A 19,643-nucleotide genomic window follows, 5' to 3' on the forward strand; every position below is an offset into this window, starting at 1 on the left:
GGTGCGCCGGCAACAGGTTTCACCGCCACTTTCCGGTTTGCCGGGTTTTTGGTGGCCGAGAACTTGGCTTTGAGCTTGCCCGACTCGGCGGGCGTGAGCTCGCGCCACTGGCCGGGGGCCAGCTCGTCCAGCGCCAGCTCGTCGATGCTGGCGCGGATGAGGCGCAGGCAGGGCAGGCCCACCGCTGCGCACATCTTGCGCACCTGCCGGTTCATGCCCTGCGAAATGGTGATGGCGAGCCAGCTGGTGGGAATGCTGGCCCGGAAGCGGATGGGCGTGCTGCGTTCCCACAGCCCAGTCGGTTCGGGCATTGCCACAGCCTGCGCGGGCGCGGTAAGGCCGTCCTTAATCTGTACGCCGCGGCGTAGCTTCAGCAGGGCTTCTTCCGAAACCAGGCCTTCCACCTGGGCCCAGTAGGTTTTCGGAACCTTGAATTTTGGGTCACTCAGGCGGTGCTGTAGGGCCTTGTCGTCGGTGAGCAGGAGCAGGCCCTCGCTGTCGAAATCGAGCCGGCCCACCGGGTAAATGCCGGGCACGGCCACGAAATCCTTGAGCGTGGCGCGGCCGTGCTCATCGGTAAATTGGGTGAGGACTTCGTAGGGCTTGTTAAGGAGGAGGTAGCGCATATTTTTTTCCAGTGACCGTCATGCTGAGCTTGCCGAAGCAGCTCTACCGCAATACTAAAATCGATTAGTTGCACGATAATGATGCTTCGGCAAGCTCAGCACGACGATTCTTTTGTGTTGTTCTGATGACAGCTTTCTATAAATGTTCCGGGCCGCTACTCCCACCAGCGGGAACTTGGCAGCGCCGTGCCCAAAGTTACGGTTTCGCCGAGGCGGGGCGTGGTGATGGGCTGGCCCAATCGGGCGGCTTCGGCGGTGGCGCGGCGGATAGGGTCGTTCCAGGCGTGCTTGGCTTCGGTGAAAGCGGCCCAGTGTACGGGCAGCATAAGCTGGCTGCGCAGGTCGCGGGCAGCCTGCACGCTTTGTTCGGGCAGCATGTGAATCTGGGCCCATTGCGCGTCGTACTGGCCGCATTCCATCAGGGTCAGGTCGAAGGGGCCATAGGTGGTGCCAATGCTGCTGAAATGCGGCCCGTAGCCGCCATCGCCGCTGTAGAACACGCGTTTTGTGGCCGATTTCAGCACCCAGGAGCTCCACAGCGTCGAGTTGCGATTGGTGAGCCCGCGCCCCGAAAAGTGGCGGCTGGGCGTGCACACCAGTGTGAGGCCGTCAACCTGTGCTTCGTCGCCCCAGTTCATTTCCGTGATGCGCTCCGGGGCCACGCCCCAGGCCCGCAGGTGCGGCCCAATGCCCAGCGGCACGTAAAAGCGCGCCACCTTGCCCTTGATGCGCCGAATGGTTTCGTAGTCGAGGTGGTCGTAGTGGTCGTGCGAAATCAGCACCGCATCAATGGGTGGCAGCTGGTCGGGGGCGATGGGCAGGCGAGGGTTGTAGCGGTTGGGCGTGGCCCAGCTTACCGGGCCCATCTCCATGCTCAGCATGGGGTCGAGTAGGATGTTTTTGCCGGCGATTTCCACCAGGCTGGCCGAGTGCCCAAACCAGGTAACGCGCACTTTTTCGGGCGTTTTTTGGGTGATGGTGAGCGAGTCGAGCGGCAGCATCGGGAGCGGGCCGGCTGGCGTGGCGTGCGGGTCTTTTTGGAAAATAAACTTCCACATCATGGACACGAAGCTGCCGTCCGTGGAAAGCACCGTGGGCACGAGGTTCACAAACTCCCCGTCCTGATAATGCCCGGACTTCTCGTAAACCGCCACCTCGGCCTTGCTGGGCTTGCCGCCAAACTGCGGACTGAGGCCGGTGAAGGCCACGGCCGCGATGAACACGACGCCAATAATGCTGCCGGATGCCATAAAAAAGGATTTTGAGGTTTTGCTCATGCTACTTACGCGGCAACTTTGCCGTGGGCCAGGGCCACGATGTCACGCACTTCCAGCACCGGTTTGGGATAGCCCGTTCGCACCGCTTCAAGCATGGCCCGGCCCACTTCGGCCATCGTGGAAACGTAGTTGGGGGCCAGCCGCCGGGCCAGCGGGTACAGCCAGGCAACGTACTTGTACAGGCTGAGAATATTGCGCTGGCCGGGCGTAGCCCGCATAAACCCCGGCCGGAACATGTAGGCGGCCGAAAAAGGCAGGCGGAGCAAGGCGTTTTCAGTGCGGCCTTTGGTGCGGGCCCAGTGGCTGCGGCCGTGCTCGCTGCCATCGGTGCCCGCGCCGGTCACGTAGCAGAATTTTAGCTCAGGGTTGAGGCGCAACAAGGTTTCAGCTACCGCCAAAGTCGTGTCGTAGGTGATGCGCTCGTAATCGGCCTGGCTTATTCCCAGGGACGAAACCCCGGCGCAATAGAAGCAGGCGTTGTAGCCTGTGAGCTCGGATTCCAGCGCGGCCAGCTGCTGAAAATCGGCGGCCAGTACCTCCCGCAGCTTGGGGTGCGCGTAGCCACCGGGCTTGCGGTTGAGCAGAAGTACGGCTTCCACGCCGGGGTCGCGCAGGCATTCGAGCAGCACGCCCTCGCCCACCATGCCGGTGGCCCCGGTAATTATGACTTTGATTTTCATAGAATGGCCCGCCTAAATGAGGCCGTGCCCAGCTGATGACGCACTAGCGGCGTCGCTACTTTAAGCGCGCTCCTTTTAAATTATGCCGGCAAGCTGCGCGAGGTGAATTATCTGGACCGGTCACGGCAAGCAAATCCGTCCGCAGGCCTCGTCTAAATACTCCCGGAATACTTTCGTGCGGCCCATTCCACCGTCAGGAAAGCAAAAATCACGAAGAAAAGCCACTTCAGATTTATCAGGTCTTTCAGGTCTTCTTCGGCCGTAATAACGGGCTTGTAGTTGGCCTTCAAAATATCCTCCGCCAGCTTATCAAGCTGCGCCGGATAGTACAGCTGCGCGCCGCTCCGGCGGGCCAGCTGCGCCAATAAATTGTGGTTGGCCCGCGATTCCAGCGCCTCTAAAGGCTGCGACTGCACTAGCAGTTCGCCCGCGTCCTGCTGGGGCTGGCCGCCGAGGGTGGCGCGGGCCTGGTAGCGGTAGAGGCCCTCCGGCAACGGCCCCAGCCGCAGCGGCGACCCGTCCTCGGGGTTGGCCAGGCTGAAGCGCCGCACGCGCTTTTGCTCGTCGGTGAGGGTGAGGTCGATGGTCTGATTATAGAGGCGCTCAAACACGGCGTTGTAGGTTTCGGCGCCCAGCGTCACATCGTCCTGGGTGCCGAAGCTTTCCTGCGTGGGGTACACGTCGAGGCGCTTCTTGTTGGCGTTTTGGGTGAGAAGCTGGAGCGTGCGGATTATCAGCCGGTCGTAGGCTTCGGGCTTGTCGTCGTGCTCCACGGCCTCCGTCAGGCGCCACTGCCAACTGCCATCGGTGAGCAGCGTGCCCTGGCGCCGCTCGGCCGGCCCGCCAAAAACCAGCAGCGGCTTTTGCGTGGCCAGCCGCCCCACCTGCTGCCACAGCGCGGCCTCGGCCCCCGGTCCCAGGCGGTAGTCGCCGAAAGGTACGGGGCTGGGCGGGTAGGCGGCGTAGCGGCGGGCCGTTTCCTCGTCGGTGGCAAAGCGGGCGAAACCGGGGTTGGGCAGCGGCGTCACCTCATCGGTTTGGGCACCGCGGGCCTGAATGGTAAGGCCCGTTCCCAATTGGTTATAAGCCGCCAGGTCCGACTGTGCCCCGATGATGTAGAGTGCCGGTGTGCGCCGGGCTTTCACCTGGGCTAGTATATCATTGCCCAGTCCGCCCTGGGCCGGCAGCTGATGCAGTATGGCCACGTCGAAATCGGACCCTGGGCGGAGCGGAGCCACACCGGGCACGGCCAGGGTCAGGTCGAAATTGTCGTTGGCCAGAATAGCGGCCCGCAGGGCTTTCAGGTCGGGGTGGGGCGCGGCGCCGGCCAGCAGCACGCGCAGCTTGCCCTTCACAATTTCGACGAAGGTCGTGCGGGCGTTATTCAGCTCGGTGAATTCGCCGGGCTGGGGCAGCACGCGCACCTCGTAGCGCCGCTTGCCGGGCGCGGGCGCCGTAATCTGGAAGCTGGCTTTGGTCCGGCGGCGGCCGGCGGGCAGCGCCACGCGGCGGCTGTCGAGCACCCGGCTGCCCTCGCGCAGCTCCACCGTGGCCGTGCCGCCTGCGTAGCCTTCAAAACCCAGCTCTGCTTCCACCGGAAATTTATTGCCGCTGAAAGCCACCCGGTTGTAGGTGAGGCCGGTGAGGCGCAGGTCGCGCTTGGGCACCGTGTCGCCCACTGCCACGGCGTAGATGGGGAAGTTGTAGTCGGCATTGTCGGGGCTGCGGCCCTGGTTGGGTAGGCCGTCGCTCAGCAGCACCACGCCGGCCAGGTTGCGGCCGTTGTAAGCGTCGCGGGCACCCGCCAGCAGTTGGTCGATATCGGTGGCGGCGGCGCCAAAGCGCAGCGAATCGAGCGGAGTCGGGCGGCCCGGCGAGGTCGTGAGCGTACGGGTTTCGACGGTGAAGCCCTTGCCGCGCAGGGTTTCGGCGAGACGGGCGAGGCCAGTGGTGGCCTGGCTCAGCACCGGTTTGGGGGTGAAGAGGGCGACCGATTGCGAGTTATCAACCGCCAGCACAATGGTGGGCTGGTCGGTGCGCGTGGTGGTGCTTTTGATGAACGGTGCCAGCAGCAGGTAGCACAGAAAGCTGACCACGGCGAAGCGCAGGGCGGCCAGCGCGTAGTTCAGGTTTTTGCCCCACGGCGCCCGGGCCGAGTACTGCAACGCCGCGTAGCCCGTGCCCACGGCCAGGCAGAGCAGAATAAACCAGGAAGAATATTGAGTGGTCAGCAAAAGAAAATCGGATAGAATCAGGCTAAAGGTCGGCAGAAGCGCCCAAGTTTGCAGCCCGCCGCCAGTTCAACGACTCAGCACCGTAACCAGTTCGGGGCTATTAAAGATGCTGACCGGCGAAATCACGGTTTCCTTCAGCGGCAGCTTCCGGCCGTAGCGCTCGCGCAGCTTGGCCTGCACGGCGGGTTGGCTCAGGTCGAAATCGCGCAGATGCTGGAGTTTTCCAAGCTTCCGGCCGATTCCCCGCTCATACACTTTCCAGATAAGCTCGGAGCAATAAATCCGGTCATCGGACCAGCCGAAATACAGGTCATAATTATGGCCCAGCATCGGCTTTCCGGCCGTTTTCAACCGAGCCAGCGCGGCGGGCGTGAGCACGGCGTCGGCGTCGCGCAGGCGCTTGGTTACGAAGTGGCCGCCCTGGCCCCGCGCCACCCAGTCGGCCAGCGGCTAAGCTTCACTGGCTGCACGGCTTCGAATACCTGCCAGTTTTCACCCTGCTTATACACGATGCCGCAGTGGCTCCAGGCCGAGTGCGTGGCCAGCTGAATGGCCCGGCTCTGGGCCGATTGTGAGGTGTGAAAAATCAGGTCGCCATCGCGGAGCTGGGGCACGATTTGGGCGGTGGCAGCTTCGGCGGCGCGGTGGCTCTGGTCGCGGAGCAGCTTGCGGTGCAGGCGCGGGTAGGCGGCTATGGCGAAGCCGGCGAAGAGGAGCAAGGGGAGTAGGAGCCGGTGGTTCATTACGGTTTACATCTTATGTTTCATGTCAGAAATCAGCTTATTACTCACATGACACAAATCAGTAGCCAGCGGGATACTTGTAATACGGGGCTGCACGAAGCGACCGAACAGTTGTACAGAGCGTTTGCAAAGTATCCATCCAATCCGGAGATGAATATCAGCCCATACTTTCAGGACCAACTTGCTCCGTGGAATCAACTTGTAGCTTCAAAGCCTCTCCGCGGACTTTCGATTGATGACCTCGAGAATTACTCTTTTAGAGCGATGACGACTTGGGGAGATGTCCAGGACTTCAAGCATTTTTTGCCCCGCATATTTGAGCTGCTTGCAGAGCTACCAAACGACATGAATGGTTTGGATGAATGGGTGACCTTAGATAAGCTCAACTATGGCAATTATAAAAGTTGGCCAAAGAATGAGCAGGGGGTGGTGCATCGGTTCTTAATAGCATTTTGGCAAAAGCTTTTGCTGGAACCTTCGGATGCTATCAATGCCTATTTTGATAATTGTTTTCCTGCCATTGCTAATGTCTATCCAGATTTCAACCAACTGTTGCAGTTCTGGACAACAACCGACAATCAGCATGCTAGCCGTCGATTAGCTGACTTCGTTTGTGGATTTGAAGAAGAGGTGCTGAAGAAACAGGTCCTGCCCGGATATGAGGTTATGCCTCATCAAGGGAAATTATTCCTGATGTGGTTGAGAAGTCCTGCGGTGCTTGATAAGTTAAAGCAGACCACACCATCGGAATCCTATCCACACATTGATGTGGAGCTGATTTCTGTGATACAGCAGTTGGAACAACCGTTATAGGTTGGCTCGGTCTATCAGCTTCTATCAAATTTAGGTCAGCATCCCGCCATCCACTTGCAGCACTTGGCCACTGATGTAGCTAGAGTCATCCGAGGCCAGAAACGCGGTGGCTTTGGCCACGTCTTCGGGCGTGCCGCCGCGCCGGAGCGGAATGGCTTTGCGCCACTCGTCTACCTGCTTGGGGTCGAGGGCGTCGGTCATTTCGGTTTCGATGAAGCCGGGCGCGATGGCGTTGCAACGGATGTTGCGCGAGCCCAGCTCCAGGGCCACCGACTTGGTGAAGCCGATGATGCCGGCCTTGCTGGCGGCGTAGTTGGCCTGCCCGGCGTTGCCCTTGATGCCCACCACGCTGGTCATGTTGATGATGCTGCCGGCCTTGGCGCGCATCATGGGCTTGGTGGCGGCTTTGGTGAGATTAAATACCGACTTGAGATTAACGTTCATTACGTTGTCCCACTGCGCTTCGCTCATGCGCATGAGCAGGCCGTCCTGCGTAATGCCGGCGTTGTTGACGAGGATGTCGAGCTTGCCGAAATCGGCGATGACGTCCTCAATCAGCTTTTCGGCCTGGGCGTAATCTGAGGCGTCGGAGCGGTAGCCTTTGGCTTTGGTGCCGTGGGCGGCAAGCTCAGTTTCCAGGGCCTGGCCCTTCTCCACCGACGATAAATAGGTGAAGGCGACATCGGCGCCGAGCTGGGCAAAATGCGCCGCGATGGCGCGGCCAATTCCTTTGGAAGCGCCCGTTACGAGGGCCACTTTTCCGGTGAGTGTGTTGGTCATGGGGCGAAGGTAGCGCATCTTAGCTGTTAGCTAATAGCCTTTGGCTAGTAGCTTTTGGCCATCAGCTGGTGCGTTTTGAAGGCGTTTCTTGGTAAGAAACTGTTTGCGGTTGGCCGTCTGCTGTTAGCTTTTGGAGGTAGCTTGCAGGGCCAAAAAGCAGCGCTAGCGAGAAGCTAACAGCTAATGGCTAACGGCTAACAGCTTACGAAAAATGGACATCTGCATTCTGGGCGCGGGGCCCGGCGGGGCCACGGCCGCCCTGCACCTGGCCAACGCCGGCCACTCCTGTTTACTGCTCGACCGCGCCGCGTTTCCGCGCGATAAAGTGTGCGGCGACGCCCTCAGCGGTAAGGTGCTGAGCGAGTTGAAGCGCATCGACGAGACGCTGACCGGGCGGTTGGCCGCCGCGCCCATGCAGGTGCCGAGCTGGGGCATCGATTTTTTCGCACCCAACGGCCGCCGGCTTGCCATTCCCTTCAAGCCCAAGTTCGACAAAGCCACCGACCGCGCTGCCGGCCACGTCGCCAAACGCATCGATTTCGATAATTTCCTGGTGGAAGAAGTACGGCAGCGGCCCGAAATTGACTTCCGCGAAAACGTGGACGTGGCCCGCACCGAGCGCACCGCCACCGGCTGGCAGCTGCTCGATAAGGCCGGCAACGAAATCGCCAGCTGCCGCATCCTGCTGGTGGCCAACGGCGCGCAGTCGGAATTTGCCCGCAAAGTGGCCGGCCACGCCCTCGAGCCCGACCACCACTGCGCCGGCCTGCGCACCTATTACGAGGGCGTGACCGGCCTCAGCCCCGATAATTTCATCGAGCTGCACTTCATCAAAGACTTTTTGCCCGGTTACCTCTGGGTATTTCCGCTGCCCAACGGCCAGGCCAACGTGGGCGTGGGGATGCTTTCCAAAACCGTAGCGGCCAAAAAAATCAACCTGCGCCAGCGCCTCGACGAGATTCTGACCACGCACCCCACGCTGGCTCCGCGCTTTGCCCAGGCCCAGCGGCTGGGGCCGGTGCGTGGTTTTGGGCTGCCGCTGGGTTCCAAGCGCCGGTCGCTTTCGGGGGCCAACTATCTGCTGCTCGGCGATGCGGGCTCGCTCATCGACCCTTTTAGTGGCGAAGGCATTTCGCACGCCATGGTGAGCGGCCGGCACGCCGCCATCTGGGCCGCTGAGGCCGTTGCCAAGGCCGATTTCGGCCCTGATTTTCTCAAAAACTACGATAAAGCCGTGTACAACCGGCTCTGGCAGGAGCTGCGCCTGAGCCGCGTAATGCAGCGGCTGCTCAATTTCCCCAGTCTGTTCAACATCGTGGCCAATCGCGCCATCAACAACCCCACGCTGGCCGAAACGCTATCCGCCATGTTCATGGATTTGGACCTGCGCGAACGGCTGCGCCAACCGAGCTTCTACTTTAAGCTGCTGTTTGGCAGCAAGTGAACTGGGGCAGAAAGTGGCCCTTGCTGCCAGCGTTTCAAGTTGCAATAAAAAACCCTCATGCTTGGCATGAGGGTTTGGTCAGGGTATTGACAGTCGGGATGCTAGCGGCGGGGCGCGGCTTTGGCGGCCGGCGCCTTAACAGGTGTTTTGCCTTCGTTGCCCACGTACTTGCGCAGGCTCTTGGCGGCGTCGGGGTTGAGCTGGGTAGCGCGCTCCAAATCGCGGCGGGCATCGACCAGCTTCCCGAATGAGGCGTAGCAGATGCCCCGGTATTCCCAGGCGTCGGCGTAATCTGAATCGAGCTCAATGGCCTTGGTGAAGTCGCCCACTGCCGATTTGTACTGGTACATCTGCATTTTGGCCACGCCGCGCCCGAAGTAGGATTCCTTGTCGTCGGGCCGGAATTTGAGCGCAGCCGCAAAATCATAGGTAGCGGCTTTGTACTGCTTCGTCATCAACTCGTTCACGCCCCGGTTGTAGTAGATATCGGGGTTGGTGCGCTCGTAGCGCAGGGCCGCCGTGTAATCGGGCATGGCCTCGCTGTATTGCTTGAGGTAGCTTTTGGCTTTGGCGCGCTGGAGCAGGGCCGCGCTACTTTTGGGGTTGGCCTTCACCGCCGCTTCGGCCGTGGCCAGCATGGTGCGGTACTCGGCCGTGGTCATTCGTTTCTCCCGGGCCCGCTCGGCCGAGGCAACGGCTGCAGTCGGGGCCACTACTACTGGTGCGGCGGCCGCAGCAACCGGTGCGCTGCCTGCCGTTCCCGCCAGCGGCGCGTCAACTGGAGCCCCCGTAACGGTGGGCGGCGGCGTGGGTTCGGGGCTGCCGGCCGGGGTCGGGGCCGTGGGCGCCGCCATGGGCTGGCTCATGGTGGTGGGCTTCTCTTTTTCGGAGGCGGTACTGGCGCAGCCGGTGAAAAAACCCAATAGGGCAAGCGCGGCCAAAGGGGTGCGGAAACGTAGTTTCATAAAAGGGAGGGTATGGGGGACTGACAGGTTTTGCCGTAGCCAGGGGCTTATACGGCAACATTACAGGATTGGCTGTGGGAGTAACGGATGTCCTAAGTTCGAAAGCAGGTGGCGCGGTCCTGGCAAAAATAGCGGCGCGGTGCGGAGGGTCGGTTATCTTTGCCCCACAATGGGTGGGTCCCCCAGGCGGGCCCGGTGTACTTTTTTCTTTCGGAGAATTCTATGGCATTGCAATTTGATTTGGTCGTGGTCGGCAGTGGCCCCGGCGGGTATGTCGCCGCCATTCGGGCGTCACAATTGGGCCTGAAAGTGGGCGTTATCGAGCGCGAGTCGCTGGGCGGCATCTGCCTGAACTGGGGCTGCATCCCCACCAAAGCCTTGCTGAAAAGCGCCCAGGTGTTTGAGTACCTCAACCACGCCGCCGACTACGGCCTGAAGGCCGAAGGCGTGAGCTACGACTTTGGGGCCGTAATTGGCCGTAGCCGCGGCGTAGCCGACGGCATGAGCAAGGGCATCAACTTCCTGTTCAAAAAGAACAAGATTGAAACCGTGATGGGCACCGGTAAAGTGCTGGCCCCCGGCAAAGTGGAGGTGACCAAAGCCGACGGCAGCAAGGAAACGGTGGAGGCCAAATCCATCATTCTGGCCACCGGGGCCCGCTCGCGCGAACTGCCCACGATGCCGGTTGATAACGTGAAAATCATCGGCTACCGCAAGGCCATGACCATGGAGCAGCTGCCCAAGCGCCTCGTGGTGGTGGGCTCGGGCGCTATCGGCGTCGAGTTTGCCTACTTCTACCGCACCATGGGCTCGGAAGTGACGGTGGTGGAGTTTCTGCCCCGCATTGTGCCCGTGGAGGACGAGGAAATCTCGCGCCAGATGGAGAAGTCGTTCCGCAAAATTGGTGTGAACGTGCTCACCAACGCCGAAGTAACCTCGGTGGATACCGCCGGCGAAGGCTGCAAAGTGACCGTGAAAACCGCCAAAGGCGAGCAGGTAATTGAGTGCGATGTGGTGCTGAGCGCCGTGGGCGTGACCACCAACCTGGAGAACATTGGTATCGAAGAGTTGGGTATTAAAGTAGAGCGCGGCCGCTTGGTGGTCGATGATTTCTACCAGACCAACGTGCCCGGCATTTATGCCATCGGCGACATCGTGCCCGGTCCCGCGCTGGCCCACGTGGCCTCGGCCGAAGGCATTATCTGCGTCGAGAAAATTGCCGGCCACCACCCCGAGCCGCTCAACTACCAGAACATCCCCGGCTGCACCTACGCCTCGCCCGAAATTGCCAGCGTGGGCTACACCGAAGCCGAAGCCAAAGCCAAAGGCTATGACGTGCTGGTGGGCAAATTCCCCTTCTCGGCCTCGGGCAAAGCCAGCGCCGCCGGCGTGAAAGACGGCTTCGTGAAAGTCATCTTCGACAAGAAATACGGCGAGTGGCTCGGCGCCCACATGATAGGCGCGAACGTGACCGAGATGATAGCCGAAGTAGTAGTGGCCCGCAAGCTGGAAACCACCGGCCACGAAATCATCAAGTCGGTGCACCCGCACCCCACCATGTCGGAAGCCATTATGGAAGCCGCCGCCGCCGCGTATGGCGAGGTAATTCACCTGTAGTATTTCAGTTTTTCAAGAAGCAACAAGGTCCGGCTGCTACAGTCGGGCCTTGTTGCGTAATGGCCCGTTCAGCGAGCCGAGTCACGCTCCTTTCACTTCAATCCTGCTTCTTGACAATGAGAATCGTATTCATTATTGGGCTTGCCCTAATTCTACTGGGGCGAAGCGCGGCCAGCCACGCCCAAACCACGCCGCCCCTGGTAATAACCAACACCAACGTGCTGACGATGAATCAGAACGAGGTGCTGCGTCAGCAAACGGTACGCATCGAAAAGGGCCGCATCGTGGCCCTGGGAGCCGCTGGCAAAGTCAAAATTCCACGGGGTGCCGTGGTGGTCGATGGCAAGGATAAGTACCTGATGCCGGGCCTGATTGACATGCACGCGCACTTGCCGGGAGCCGAAGGCACGCAGCATTCCCTCGATTCCTACTTTCGCCTCAACCTGGCCAGCGGCGTAACAGGCCTGCGCACGATGCGCGGGGCGCCGGAACACCTGCGCTGGCGCGACAGCTTGCGCCGCATCGCCGCCCTGGCCCCGCGCCTGTACTTGGGCTCGCCCGTATTCGCGCGCGACAGAAGCTACTCGGCCCGCAAAGGGCAGCAGCTATTGGCCCAATACAAGGCCAGCGGCTACGATTTTGCCAAGTACCTGGGCGGCCTGACCGTCCCGCAGTACGACTCGCTGCTGGCCGATGCGCGGCAGATAGGGCTGAAAGTGGCCGGGCACGCGCCCCGCAGCGGCCTGGCCGGGGCCCTGGCAGCCCGCATGACTTCCATTGAGCACATTGAGGCGTTTGTGCAGGCGTACCAACTCGATTCGGTGCAGTTCCGGCAACAGGCGCGGCAAATGGCGGCCGGCGGCATCTACACCTGCCCCGACCTGTTCTGGTACCAGGTAGCCTGGCTGGAATACGCCCCGGAACGCCTGCAACAGCTGCCGGGGCTGACCTACGTGGCTGCCAGTGTGCGCGAGGAATGGCTGGCCTGGCTGGCGACCGAAAGCCAGCAGCTGCTGCCGGGCGGAGTTCCGACGGCGTCGCACGCCCAGCTTATGGCTTCGCTTAAAGCTTACCGCCAGGCCTTTCGCATTATGCACGAAGCGGGGGTGCAATTTCTGGTGAGTGGCGGCGACGCCATTCGTGGTGCCGGGCTTCAGCATGAGCGAAGAGCTGGCTTCGCTGGTGGGAATGGGGTTGAGCCCCTACGAGGCCCTGCGGGCGGCAACGTATAATGCCACCGCCTGGCTGGGCGTGCAAAACCAGCTCGGTACCATCGAGCCGGGCAAAACGGCCGACCTGATGTTGCTCGATGCTAATCCATTGGAAGATATCGCCAATGTTCGCCGGGTGAACGGCGTGGTGCTGGCCGGACGCTGGCTGCCCAAGGCACAGCTGCTGCCCCCGAAGCGCCCCTGATTTAGCCGCGTCGGAAACGGGAATAATAAGTCTTGCTATGACACCGGGCTTCCTTACCGGGGCAAGTATTACGTCTGTATTCTGCTGCTAACCCCCAATTGCCATGAACCCTGTCGAAAGTATTCTGCTCTACCAGGCGCCCGATGGGCAAACACAGCTGGAAGTGCAACTGGAGCACGAAACTGTGTGGCTGTCGCAAGCGCAGATGGCGGAGCTTTTTGCCGTGTCCCGACCTAACATCACGATGCATTTGCGCAACGTATTTAAAGAGGGTGAATTAGATGAAATTTCAGTTGGTAAGGAATCCTTACTAACTGCCGCTGATGGTAAGCAATATCGAACCAGGTTTTACAATCTGGACGTCATCATTTCCGTGGGCTACCGGGTGAAATCCCTGCGCGGTACACACTTCCGGCAGTGGGCCACCGGTGTCCTGCGCCAGTATCTCGTGCAAGGCTACGCCCTGAATGAGAAGCGCCTGCGCGAAAGCGCCCGTCAGCTCCAGGACCTCAAGCGGCTGGTGCAGCTCCAGGGCGAAGTAGCCACCAACCAGGAGCTGACCACCGACCAGTCGGCCGCGCTGCTGCGCGTACTCGGCGACTACGCCCGCGCCCTCGACGTACTCGACCAGTACGACCACCAGCGCCTGCGGGTGCGCGGCACGGCCACCGACGAACCGTTTGAGCTGACCTACGAGGCCGGGCTGGAAGCCGTGGACAGCCTGCGCACGCAGTTCGGCGGCAGCGCGTTGTTCGGGCGGGAGAAAGACGCCTCTTTTCAAAGCTCGGTGCGGACTATTTACCAGAGCTTCGACGGCGAAGACCTGTACCCGAGCGTGGAGGAAAAGGCCGCGAATCTGCTGTATTTCGTAGTGAAAAACCACTCGTTTTCCGATGGGAATAAGCGCATTGCCGCTTTCTTGTTCGTGTGGTTTCTCGACCGCAACAAGTGCCTGTACCACCCGGACGGCACCCGTCGGCTGGCCGATAACGCGCTGGTGGCCCTCACGCTGCTCATCGCCGAAAGCAAGCCGGAGGACAAGGCCACAATGGTGACGTTGGTGGTGAATTTGATTAACCAAGATAATTAATCCTGCACCGGCACGAGCGGCACGCCGGGTTCGGCAGCAACGGCCCTCGGCTTCTGGCTCACCAGCCACACGCCCAGGAAGATGAGCGCCGCCTGCCCGGCCTTGCCCCAGCTGAAATGGTCTTTGCCCAGGGCCACGGCGATGAGCACGGCCAGCACCGGCTGCAGGTAGATGTACACGCCCAGCAGGGCAGGGGAGGCGTATTTCAGCGCCCAGTTGTTGAGCAGGTAGGCCAGAATAGTGAGGAAAACCACCATGTAGCCCACTTCCAGCCATATTTTGAGCGGGAAGCTGGCGTAGTTGGCGTGCAGGGCATCGCGCCAGCCAAACGGTACCGCAATAATGACCCCTACCAGAAAAATACGCGCCAATACCGTGAAGGCGTGATACTTGCGCATCAGCGGCTGCACCAGTACCAAGTAAAGGCCGAAAACGGTGGCGTTGAGCAGGATGAAAATGTTGCCCAGCGTGGCGTGCGGGTACACGGCGGCCTGCGCGTCGCGGCTGAGAATGAGTGAGGCTGCGCCCGCCGCGCCCACGGCGATGCCCAGCACCCGCGGCAACGTAATTTTTTCGCTCAAGAGAACGGCCGAGGCAATGACCACCACAATGGGCGCGATGGTTTGCAGCAGCGAGGCGCTGATGGGCGAGGTCAGATTCAGGCCCGAGAAAAAGAGCAGCTGATTGACCCCGATGCCGCAAACGCCGCAGAGAATAGACCGCAGGTTGTCGGCCCGGCCGATAATTTTATCTTGCCGGGCTACGAAATATTTCACGATGGCGAAAAAGCTCGCCGCGCCCAGCACCCGCAACGTTACAATACCGAACGGACTCAGGTAAACTGGCATCACGTCCTTGGAAAGCGAATAGTTGGCCGCGTAAATGACGGCGACGAAGAATAGGGCCGCATGCACGCGGAATTGATTGGACATAGATTAAAGCAAGCAGTAAGGCGACCTTTGTGGTTCGCCTCCTCGCGGTGCCAGAACCCGGTTTGCCGGTAATCGTTCTGGCCGCACGCGCTACAAAGGTCGCGCACCTTCCGCATGTCTTCTCTCTTTCCCGACGACGAACCCGCCGCTTTCGTCCCGCTGCCCAGCCCCGGCCCCGATGCCCCACTGGCCGAGCGCCAGCGCCCCCGCCGCCTGGCCGACTACGCCGGCCAGCAGCACCTGGTGGGCGAAACCGGCGTGCTGCGCCGCTACCTCAACGCCGGCCGGCTGCCCAGCCTCATTTTGTGGGGCCCGCCCGGCGTAGGAAAAACCACCCTGGCCCACTTGCTGGCCAGCGAGCTAAAACAGCCTTTTTCGGCTCTCAGCGCCATTAATGCCGGCGTGAAGGACGTGCGCGACGTTATTGACAAAGCCCGGCGGCAGCGCGGCACGGTGCTCTTTATTGATGAAATTCACCGCTTCAGCAAGGCGCAGCAGGATGCGCTGCTGGGCGCGGTGGAAAACGGTACTGTGACTTTGATTGGGGCCACCACTGAAAACCCTTCGTTTGAGGTCATTCCCGCGTTGCTTTCGCGCTGCCAGGTATATGTGCTGGAGGCGCTTGGCGCCGATACCCTGCGCGGGCTGGTGCAAAAAGCACTGACGGAAGACGAGGCACTCAAGCAGAAAAAGGTCAGCTTGAAAGAAGACCACGCCCTTTTGGCCCTGAGCGGCGGTGACGCTCGCAAGCTGCTCAACCTCCTGGAAATAGTCGTCCAAAGCACGCCGCCCGACAAGAAGGGCCTGGTGACCGTAACCGATGCCGTGGTGCAGCAGGTGGCCCAGCGCCCCATGGCGCGCTACGACAAGGGCGGTGAGATGCACTACGACGTCATTTCGGCCTTCATCAAGAGCATGCGCGGCTCTGACCCCAACGCCGCGCTCTACTACCTGGCCGTGATGCTCGAAGGCGGTGAGGACGTGAAATTTATCGCCCGCCGCATGCTCATTCTGGCCTCGGAAGACATCGGCAATGCCAACCCCAACGCCCTGATGCTGGCCACCAGCTGCTTCCAGGCCTGCACCGTTATCGGCCTGCCGGAGTCGGACCTGATACTGGCCCAGACCGTGGTGTACCTCGCCACCTCACCCAAAAGCAACGCTTCCTACCTAGCCATTCGGGCGGCGCAGGCCGAAGTGAAGGCCAACGGCGTGTACCCCGTGCCGGTGGGGCTGCGCAACGCTCCCACGCGCCTGCTCAAGCAGCTGGGCTACGGAAAGGAATACGCCTACTCGCACAACGGCGAGGGCAACTTCGAGGCGCAGGAGTTTCTGCCGGATGCGCTCAGCGGCAAGCGCTTCTACGAGCCCGGCCACAATGCCAGCGAGCAGAAGATTCAGGAGCGCCTGCGCGGCTGGTGGGGCGAGAAATACGGCTACTAGGACCACAGATTTAACAGATTTTAACGGATGAAACGGGTTTTTTGTGGTTCCAAAACCTGTTTTGTCTGCCCTGTAGCAGCGGCGGCAGCTAAACGAAACAAACGATATGCGTGCTGCAAGTGCTGCGAAGGATGATGTAAGTGTAACTTGCCGACTGGTTGATAAAACGCATTGCCCGGCTAAATCCGGGTGTGCGCCGAACCACAAAAAATCCGTTTCATCCGTTAAAATCAGTTAAATCTGTGGTCCTATGGGTCAATTTTTTAAGTACGTACTGGCCACGCTTGTTGGGCTGGTGGCGTTTAGCTTTCTGGGTTTTCTACTGCTGGTTGGCATTATTGGGGCCGCGAAAAGTGCTGGCGAGCGTAAGGAAATAGCTTCCAATTCGGTGCTGGAGCTCAAGCTCAACGAGCCGCTTTCGGAGCGTGGGCGCGACGGCCGGTTCAGCTTTAACAGCAGTACTTCGACGGGCCTGGTAGGGCTGAAGGAGGCCATTGGCCGCGCCAAAAACGACGGTGATATCAAGGGCATACTGCTAAACCTGGACATTGTGCAGGGCGGCATGGCCTCGCTGGAGGAGGTGCGCGATGCACTGCTGGACTTCAAAAAGTCGGGCAAATTCGTGGTGGCCTACCACGAAGTGTGCTCCGAAAAGAGCTTCTATCTTTCTTCGGTAGCCAATCAGATTTACCTGCACCCGCAGGGCTCGCTCGAATTCAATGGCCTGAGCACCGAAGTGCTTTTCTACAAGCGGTTGTTCGAAAAGGCTGGTATTGAGCCCTATATCTTCCGCGTAGGCTCGTTTAAAAGCGCCGTGGAGCCGTTTTTTCGCGAAAGCTTTTCCGATTCGGCCCGCTTTCAAACCGTGTCGTTCCTGAACTCCATCAACGGCCACATGATTGGGCAGGTGGCGGCCTCGCGCGGCATCGACCCCGCCCGCCTCAAGGTTATTTCCGACTCGATGCTGGTGCACAACGCCCCCGATGCTTTGCGCCTGAAAATGGTGACCAAGCTCGGGTATTTCGACCAGGTGCAGAACTACATGCGCGGCAAGCTGGGCCTGAATAGCGACGAAAAAGTGAGCGTGGTGAGCCTGAGCGACTACAGCGAGCAGGACGAAGATGGCGACGGCAACACGAGCAGCAACCGCATTGCCGTGATTTACGCCGAGGGCGACATCGTGACGGGCAAGGGCAGCGACGACAACATCGGCAGCGAGAAGTTTGCCGAAGCCATCCGCAAAGCCCGGCTCGACAAGAAGGTGAAGGCCGTGGTGCTGCGTATCAACTCGCCCGGCGGCTCGTCGCTGGCTTCCGATATTATTTACCGCGAGGTAATCCTCACCAAAAAGGTGAAGCCCATCATTGCGTCCATGTCGGACGTGGCGGCTTCGGGCGGCTACTACATCGCCATGGCCTGCGATACCATCGTGGCCCACCCCAACACCATCACCGGCTCCATTGGGGTGTTTGGCGTGCTGCCCAACATTCAGCCCCTGCTGGCCGACAAGCTCGGCATCACCGTGGACCGGGTGATGACCGGCAAATTCTCCGACCTGCCCACCATTACCCGCGCCCTCACTGATTTTGAAAAGCGCACTTTGCAAGGCGAAGTCGACAACATTTACGCCGACTTCACCACCAAAGCTGCCCTGGGCCGCCGCATGCCCGTGGAGCGCCTGCGCCGCCTGGCCTCAGGCCGCGTCTGGAGCGGCCTCGAAGCCAAAGAAAACGGTCTGATTGACGTGCTCGGCGACTACGACGACGCCCTGAAAATTGCCGCTTCCCGCGCCAAGCTCAAGGCCGATGACTACCGCGTGCAGGCCCTGCCCCGCCGCAAATCGGGCCTCGAAAACCTGCTTTCTATGCTGGGCGATGATGCCAATGCCGAGGCCAAAGCGAAGGCCATGAAAGCCGAGCTGGGCCCGCTCTACCCGGCCTACGCCCAATACCAGCAGCTGATGACCATGCGCGGCGTGCAAGCCAAGCTGCCCTACGAGCTGGACGTGAAATAGAAACGTTGCCGCAAAAGAAAGCCCGGACTGCAACCAGTCTTGTCCTTACCCACATCTTTGAAAAGCGCCGGCCAACAGGTCGGCGCTTTTTTGTGGGTTCTTGCGGGGCCGGCTTAGTAGCTTGCGAGATGAGTATTTCGACGCATTTCTGCGACCCGCAGCTGTGGGCGCAGACGCATTTTGGGGGCACGGTGTTGGGCGATGCCCGCCGCAGCCGACGGGTGGTGCAGTTGGCCGCCGGTTGGGCCCGGCAGCCGGGGGCCACCATTCCGCAGTTGGGGACCGGCCAGGCGGGGGCCAGTAAAGCGGCGTATCGCTTGCTGGGCGGTGCAAGGGCCACGCCCGAGGCGCTGCAGGGGGCGCATCAGGCCGTGGTTCGCCAAGCGCTACAGGAGCCGGGCACCTACCTGCTGGTCGAAGACACGAGCGAACTGAGCTGGCCCGAAGCCGACGAGCGCCGGCCCGGCCTGGGGCCGGTCGGGCCGGGCAAGGCCACGAGCCAGGGCGTACTGCTGCACTCGTTGGTGGCCGCCGGCTGGCCGGTGCAGGACCCCGACCCGGCCGCCAAACGGCCCGCCCTGCCGCTGCTGGGCCTGTTGGACCAGCAGTTTCACGTCCGTCAACCGGTGCCGGAGGCCGAAAAAGACCATCTCCACGGCGGCTCGCGCCTGCGCCAGGGCCGGGTCCGCGAATCGGCGCTCTGGTCCCGGAGCTTGCGCAACGTGGGCAGCCCGCCACCGGACGCGCGCTGGGTGGTGGTGGCCGACCGCGGGGCCGACATCTACGAGCACCTGCAGCAGTGCCGGGCCCAGGGCCTGGGCTTCGTGGTGCGCGCCGCCCAGGACCGGGCCCTGGTGGCCGGCGCCGACAAAGCGCCCGCCGGGCGGCTCTTCGCCGTGGCGCGGGCCCAGCCCTCGGCGGGCCAGTTGACCCTGGCCTTGCGTGGCCGGCCGGGCCAGCCGGCCCGCGAAGTGCTGCTCCAGGTCAGTTTCAGCCCCCCGCTGGCCCTGCGTGCGCCCCAGCGACCGGGCGCGGCGACGGGCAAAGGGGACCCGGTTCCCTGCGCCCTGGTACGGGTCTGGGAAGCCGCCCAAGTCGGGGACACAGGCCCGGCCACGCCCGCCCTGGAATGGCTGCTGCTCTGCGACCAACCCATCACGGATTTTGCCCAGGCCCACGCCTGCGCCCGGCAGTACGTGAGCCGCTGGCTCATCGAGGACTTTCACAAAGCCCTGAAAACGGGCCTGGGGGCCGAAAAGCTCCAGCTCCAAACCGCTGACCGTCTTTTTGCCGCCGTCGCCCTGCTCAGCGTGGTCGCATTGGCGCTAGTGGATATGCGCGAAAAAAGTCGCCTCCAACCCGACTTGCCGGCGACGGCAGCGGGGCTGGAAGCGACTTTTTTACAGGTCCTCACGCTGCGCAGTTCACGACCCGTGCAGACTGTGCGCGACGTGTATTATGCCTTGGCTGGCCTGGGCGGCCACCTGGGCCGCAAAGGCGACGGACCACCTGGCTGGCAAACCCTCTGGCGCGGCCTGATGAGCCTGCGCTTACTCGTCGAAGGCGTCC

Annotated in this window: 18 protein-coding genes; 9 read left to right on the forward strand and 9 right to left on the reverse strand. The window is 61.4% G+C overall.

Annotated elements, in window-relative coordinates; genetic code table 11:
• From GM79_RS18445 to GM79_RS26280, 6 genes are all read right to left on the reverse strand, one after another.
• Window positions 1-626: pseudouridine synthase (locus GM79_RS18445; protein WP_152560078.1), on the reverse strand; the 626-nt coding region annotated here is incomplete at its 3' end.
• Between the two features lie 155 nt (window positions 627-781).
• The gene (locus GM79_RS18450) at window positions 782-1,876 is read right to left on the reverse strand and encodes an MBL fold metallo-hydrolase (RefSeq protein WP_035566973.1); all 1,095 of its coding nucleotides are present in this window, start codon (window positions 1,874-1,876) and stop codon (window positions 782-784) included.
• Window positions 1,877-1,908: 32 nt separating this feature from the next.
• Window positions 1,909-2,583 (reverse strand): NAD-dependent epimerase/dehydratase family protein, encoded by a 675-nt coding sequence (locus tag GM79_RS18455; protein ID WP_035566959.1) that lies wholly within the window; start codon window positions 2,581-2,583, stop codon window positions 1,909-1,911.
• Between the two features lie 152 nt (window positions 2,584-2,735).
• Window positions 2,736-4,817: a VWA domain-containing protein gene (locus GM79_RS18460; protein ID WP_235184107.1), complete on the reverse strand. Its 2,082-nt coding sequence runs from the start codon at window positions 4,815-4,817 to the stop codon at window positions 2,736-2,738.
• Between the two features lie 66 nt (window positions 4,818-4,883).
• Window positions 4,884-5,252, reverse strand: coding sequence for a YiiX/YebB-like N1pC/P60 family cysteine hydrolase (locus tag GM79_RS26275; RefSeq protein WP_200875627.1), 369 nt, complete (start codon window positions 5,250-5,252; stop codon window positions 4,884-4,886).
• Window positions 5,222-5,536, reverse strand: coding sequence for a YiiX/YebB-like N1pC/P60 family cysteine hydrolase (locus GM79_RS26280; RefSeq protein WP_200875628.1), 315 nt, complete (start codon window positions 5,534-5,536; stop codon window positions 5,222-5,224). The genes GM79_RS26275 and GM79_RS26280 overlap by 31 nt, the downstream gene beginning before the upstream one ends.
• Window positions 5,537-5,608: 72 nt before the next feature.
• Between GM79_RS26280 and GM79_RS18470 the strand changes: the two genes are divergently transcribed.
• Window positions 5,609-6,373, forward strand: a complete 765-nt coding sequence (locus tag GM79_RS18470; RefSeq protein WP_035566960.1) for a hypothetical protein — start codon at window positions 5,609-5,611, stop codon at window positions 6,371-6,373.
• Between the two features lie 30 nt (window positions 6,374-6,403).
• On the opposite strand, the gene fabG is transcribed toward GM79_RS18470, so the two are convergent.
• Entirely contained in the window at window positions 6,404-7,153 is a 750-nt protein-coding gene (gene fabG, locus GM79_RS18475) for a 3-oxoacyl-[acyl-carrier-protein] reductase (protein ID WP_035566961.1), read from the reverse strand.
• Between the two features lie 211 nt (window positions 7,154-7,364).
• Here fabG and GM79_RS18480 point away from each other — a divergent pair, with 211 nt between their 5' ends.
• Window positions 7,365-8,597: a geranylgeranyl reductase family protein gene (locus tag GM79_RS18480; RefSeq protein ID WP_035566962.1), complete on the forward strand. Its 1,233-nt coding sequence runs from the start codon at window positions 7,365-7,367 to the stop codon at window positions 8,595-8,597.
• A 101-nt stretch (window positions 8,598-8,698) separates the two neighbouring features.
• Here the strand turns inward: GM79_RS18480 and GM79_RS18485 are convergent, their stop codons facing one another.
• Window positions 8,699-9,562 (reverse strand): tetratricopeptide repeat protein, encoded by an 864-nt coding sequence (locus GM79_RS18485; RefSeq protein ID WP_081867868.1) that lies wholly within the window; start codon window positions 9,560-9,562, stop codon window positions 8,699-8,701.
• A gap of 222 nt (window positions 9,563-9,784) precedes the next feature.
• Between GM79_RS18485 and lpdA the strand changes: the two genes are divergently transcribed.
• The 4 genes from lpdA (at window position 9,785) to rhuM (ending at window position 13,685) form a co-directional block, all read left to right on the forward strand.
• The gene (lpdA, locus tag GM79_RS18490) at window positions 9,785-11,179 is read left to right on the forward strand and encodes a dihydrolipoyl dehydrogenase (protein WP_035566964.1); all 1,395 of its coding nucleotides are present in this window, start codon (window positions 9,785-9,787) and stop codon (window positions 11,177-11,179) included.
• 116 nt (window positions 11,180-11,295) lie between these two features.
• Entirely contained in the window at window positions 11,296-12,411 is a 1,116-nt protein-coding gene (locus GM79_RS18495) for an amidohydrolase family protein (protein ID WP_035566965.1), read from the forward strand.
• Window positions 12,368-12,595, forward strand: coding sequence for an amidohydrolase family protein (locus tag GM79_RS18500; protein ID WP_161787218.1), 228 nt, complete (start codon window positions 12,368-12,370; stop codon window positions 12,593-12,595). Before GM79_RS18495 ends, GM79_RS18500 begins: the two co-directional genes overlap by 44 nt.
• Before the next feature lie 103 nt (window positions 12,596-12,698).
• Window positions 12,699-13,685, forward strand: coding sequence for a virulence protein RhuM/Fic/DOC family protein (gene rhuM, locus GM79_RS18505; protein ID WP_035566967.1), 987 nt, complete (start codon window positions 12,699-12,701; stop codon window positions 13,683-13,685).
• Here rhuM and GM79_RS18510 read toward each other — a convergent pair.
• Window positions 13,682-14,617 carry a DMT family transporter gene (locus GM79_RS18510; RefSeq protein ID WP_035566968.1) on the reverse strand — a complete coding sequence of 312 codons (936 nt, stop codon included), beginning with the start codon at window positions 14,615-14,617 and terminating at the stop codon, window positions 13,682-13,684. The genes rhuM and GM79_RS18510 overlap by 4 nt on opposite strands.
• Window positions 14,618-14,731: 114 nt before the next feature.
• On the opposite strand from GM79_RS18510, the gene GM79_RS18515 reads away from it, so the two are divergent.
• The 3 genes from GM79_RS18515 to GM79_RS18525 all read left to right on the forward strand — a co-directional run.
• Window positions 14,732-16,060, forward strand: a complete 1,329-nt coding sequence (locus GM79_RS18515) for a replication-associated recombination protein A (protein WP_051719060.1) — start codon at window positions 14,732-14,734, stop codon at window positions 16,058-16,060.
• Between the two features lie 250 nt (window positions 16,061-16,310).
• Window positions 16,311-18,074 carry a signal peptide peptidase SppA gene (gene sppA, locus GM79_RS18520; protein ID WP_035566970.1) on the forward strand — a complete coding sequence of 588 codons (1,764 nt, stop codon included), beginning with the start codon at window positions 16,311-16,313 and terminating at the stop codon, window positions 18,072-18,074.
• Between the two features lie 128 nt (window positions 18,075-18,202).
• The coding region (locus GM79_RS18525; RefSeq protein ID WP_035561561.1) for an IS4 family transposase at window positions 18,203-19,643 on the forward strand (1,441 nt) is incomplete at its 3' end.

The sequence above is a fragment of the Hymenobacter sp. IS2118 genome (assembly GCF_000715495.1).
GTDB lineage: Bacteria > Bacteroidota > Bacteroidia > Cytophagales > Hymenobacteraceae > Hymenobacter.

Excerpts from the sequence above, each read along its gene's own strand:
- GM79_RS18450 (WP_035566973.1), bottom strand. The coding sequence starts at position 1,876 with ATGGCATCCGGCAGCATTATTGGCGTCGTGTTCATCGCGGCCGTGGCC.
- GM79_RS18455 (WP_035566959.1), bottom strand. The coding sequence starts at position 2,583 with ATGAAAATCAAAGTCATAATTACCGGGGCCACCGGCATGGTGGGCGAG.
- GM79_RS18470 (WP_035566960.1), top strand. The coding sequence starts at position 5,609 with ATGACACAAATCAGTAGCCAGCGGGATACTTGTAATACGGGGCTGCAC.
- fabG (WP_035566961.1), bottom strand. The coding sequence starts at position 7,153 with ATGACCAACACACTCACCGGAAAAGTGGCCCTCGTAACGGGCGCTTCC.
- GM79_RS18480 (WP_035566962.1), top strand. The coding sequence starts at position 7,365 with ATGGACATCTGCATTCTGGGCGCGGGGCCCGGCGGGGCCACGGCCGCC.
- GM79_RS18485 (WP_081867868.1), bottom strand. The coding sequence starts at position 9,562 with ATGAAACTACGTTTCCGCACCCCTTTGGCCGCGCTTGCCCTATTGGGT.
- lpdA (WP_035566964.1), top strand. The coding sequence starts at position 9,785 with ATGGCATTGCAATTTGATTTGGTCGTGGTCGGCAGTGGCCCCGGCGGG.
- GM79_RS18495 (WP_035566965.1), top strand. The coding sequence starts at position 11,296 with ATGAGAATCGTATTCATTATTGGGCTTGCCCTAATTCTACTGGGGCGA.
- GM79_RS18500 (WP_161787218.1), top strand. The coding sequence starts at position 12,368 with ATGGGGTTGAGCCCCTACGAGGCCCTGCGGGCGGCAACGTATAATGCC.
- rhuM (WP_035566967.1), top strand. The coding sequence starts at position 12,699 with ATGAACCCTGTCGAAAGTATTCTGCTCTACCAGGCGCCCGATGGGCAA.
- GM79_RS18510 (WP_035566968.1), bottom strand. The coding sequence starts at position 14,617 with ATGTCCAATCAATTCCGCGTGCATGCGGCCCTATTCTTCGTCGCCGTC.
- GM79_RS18515 (WP_051719060.1), top strand. The coding sequence starts at position 14,732 with ATGTCTTCTCTCTTTCCCGACGACGAACCCGCCGCTTTCGTCCCGCTG.
- sppA (WP_035566970.1), top strand. The coding sequence starts at position 16,311 with ATGGGTCAATTTTTTAAGTACGTACTGGCCACGCTTGTTGGGCTGGTG.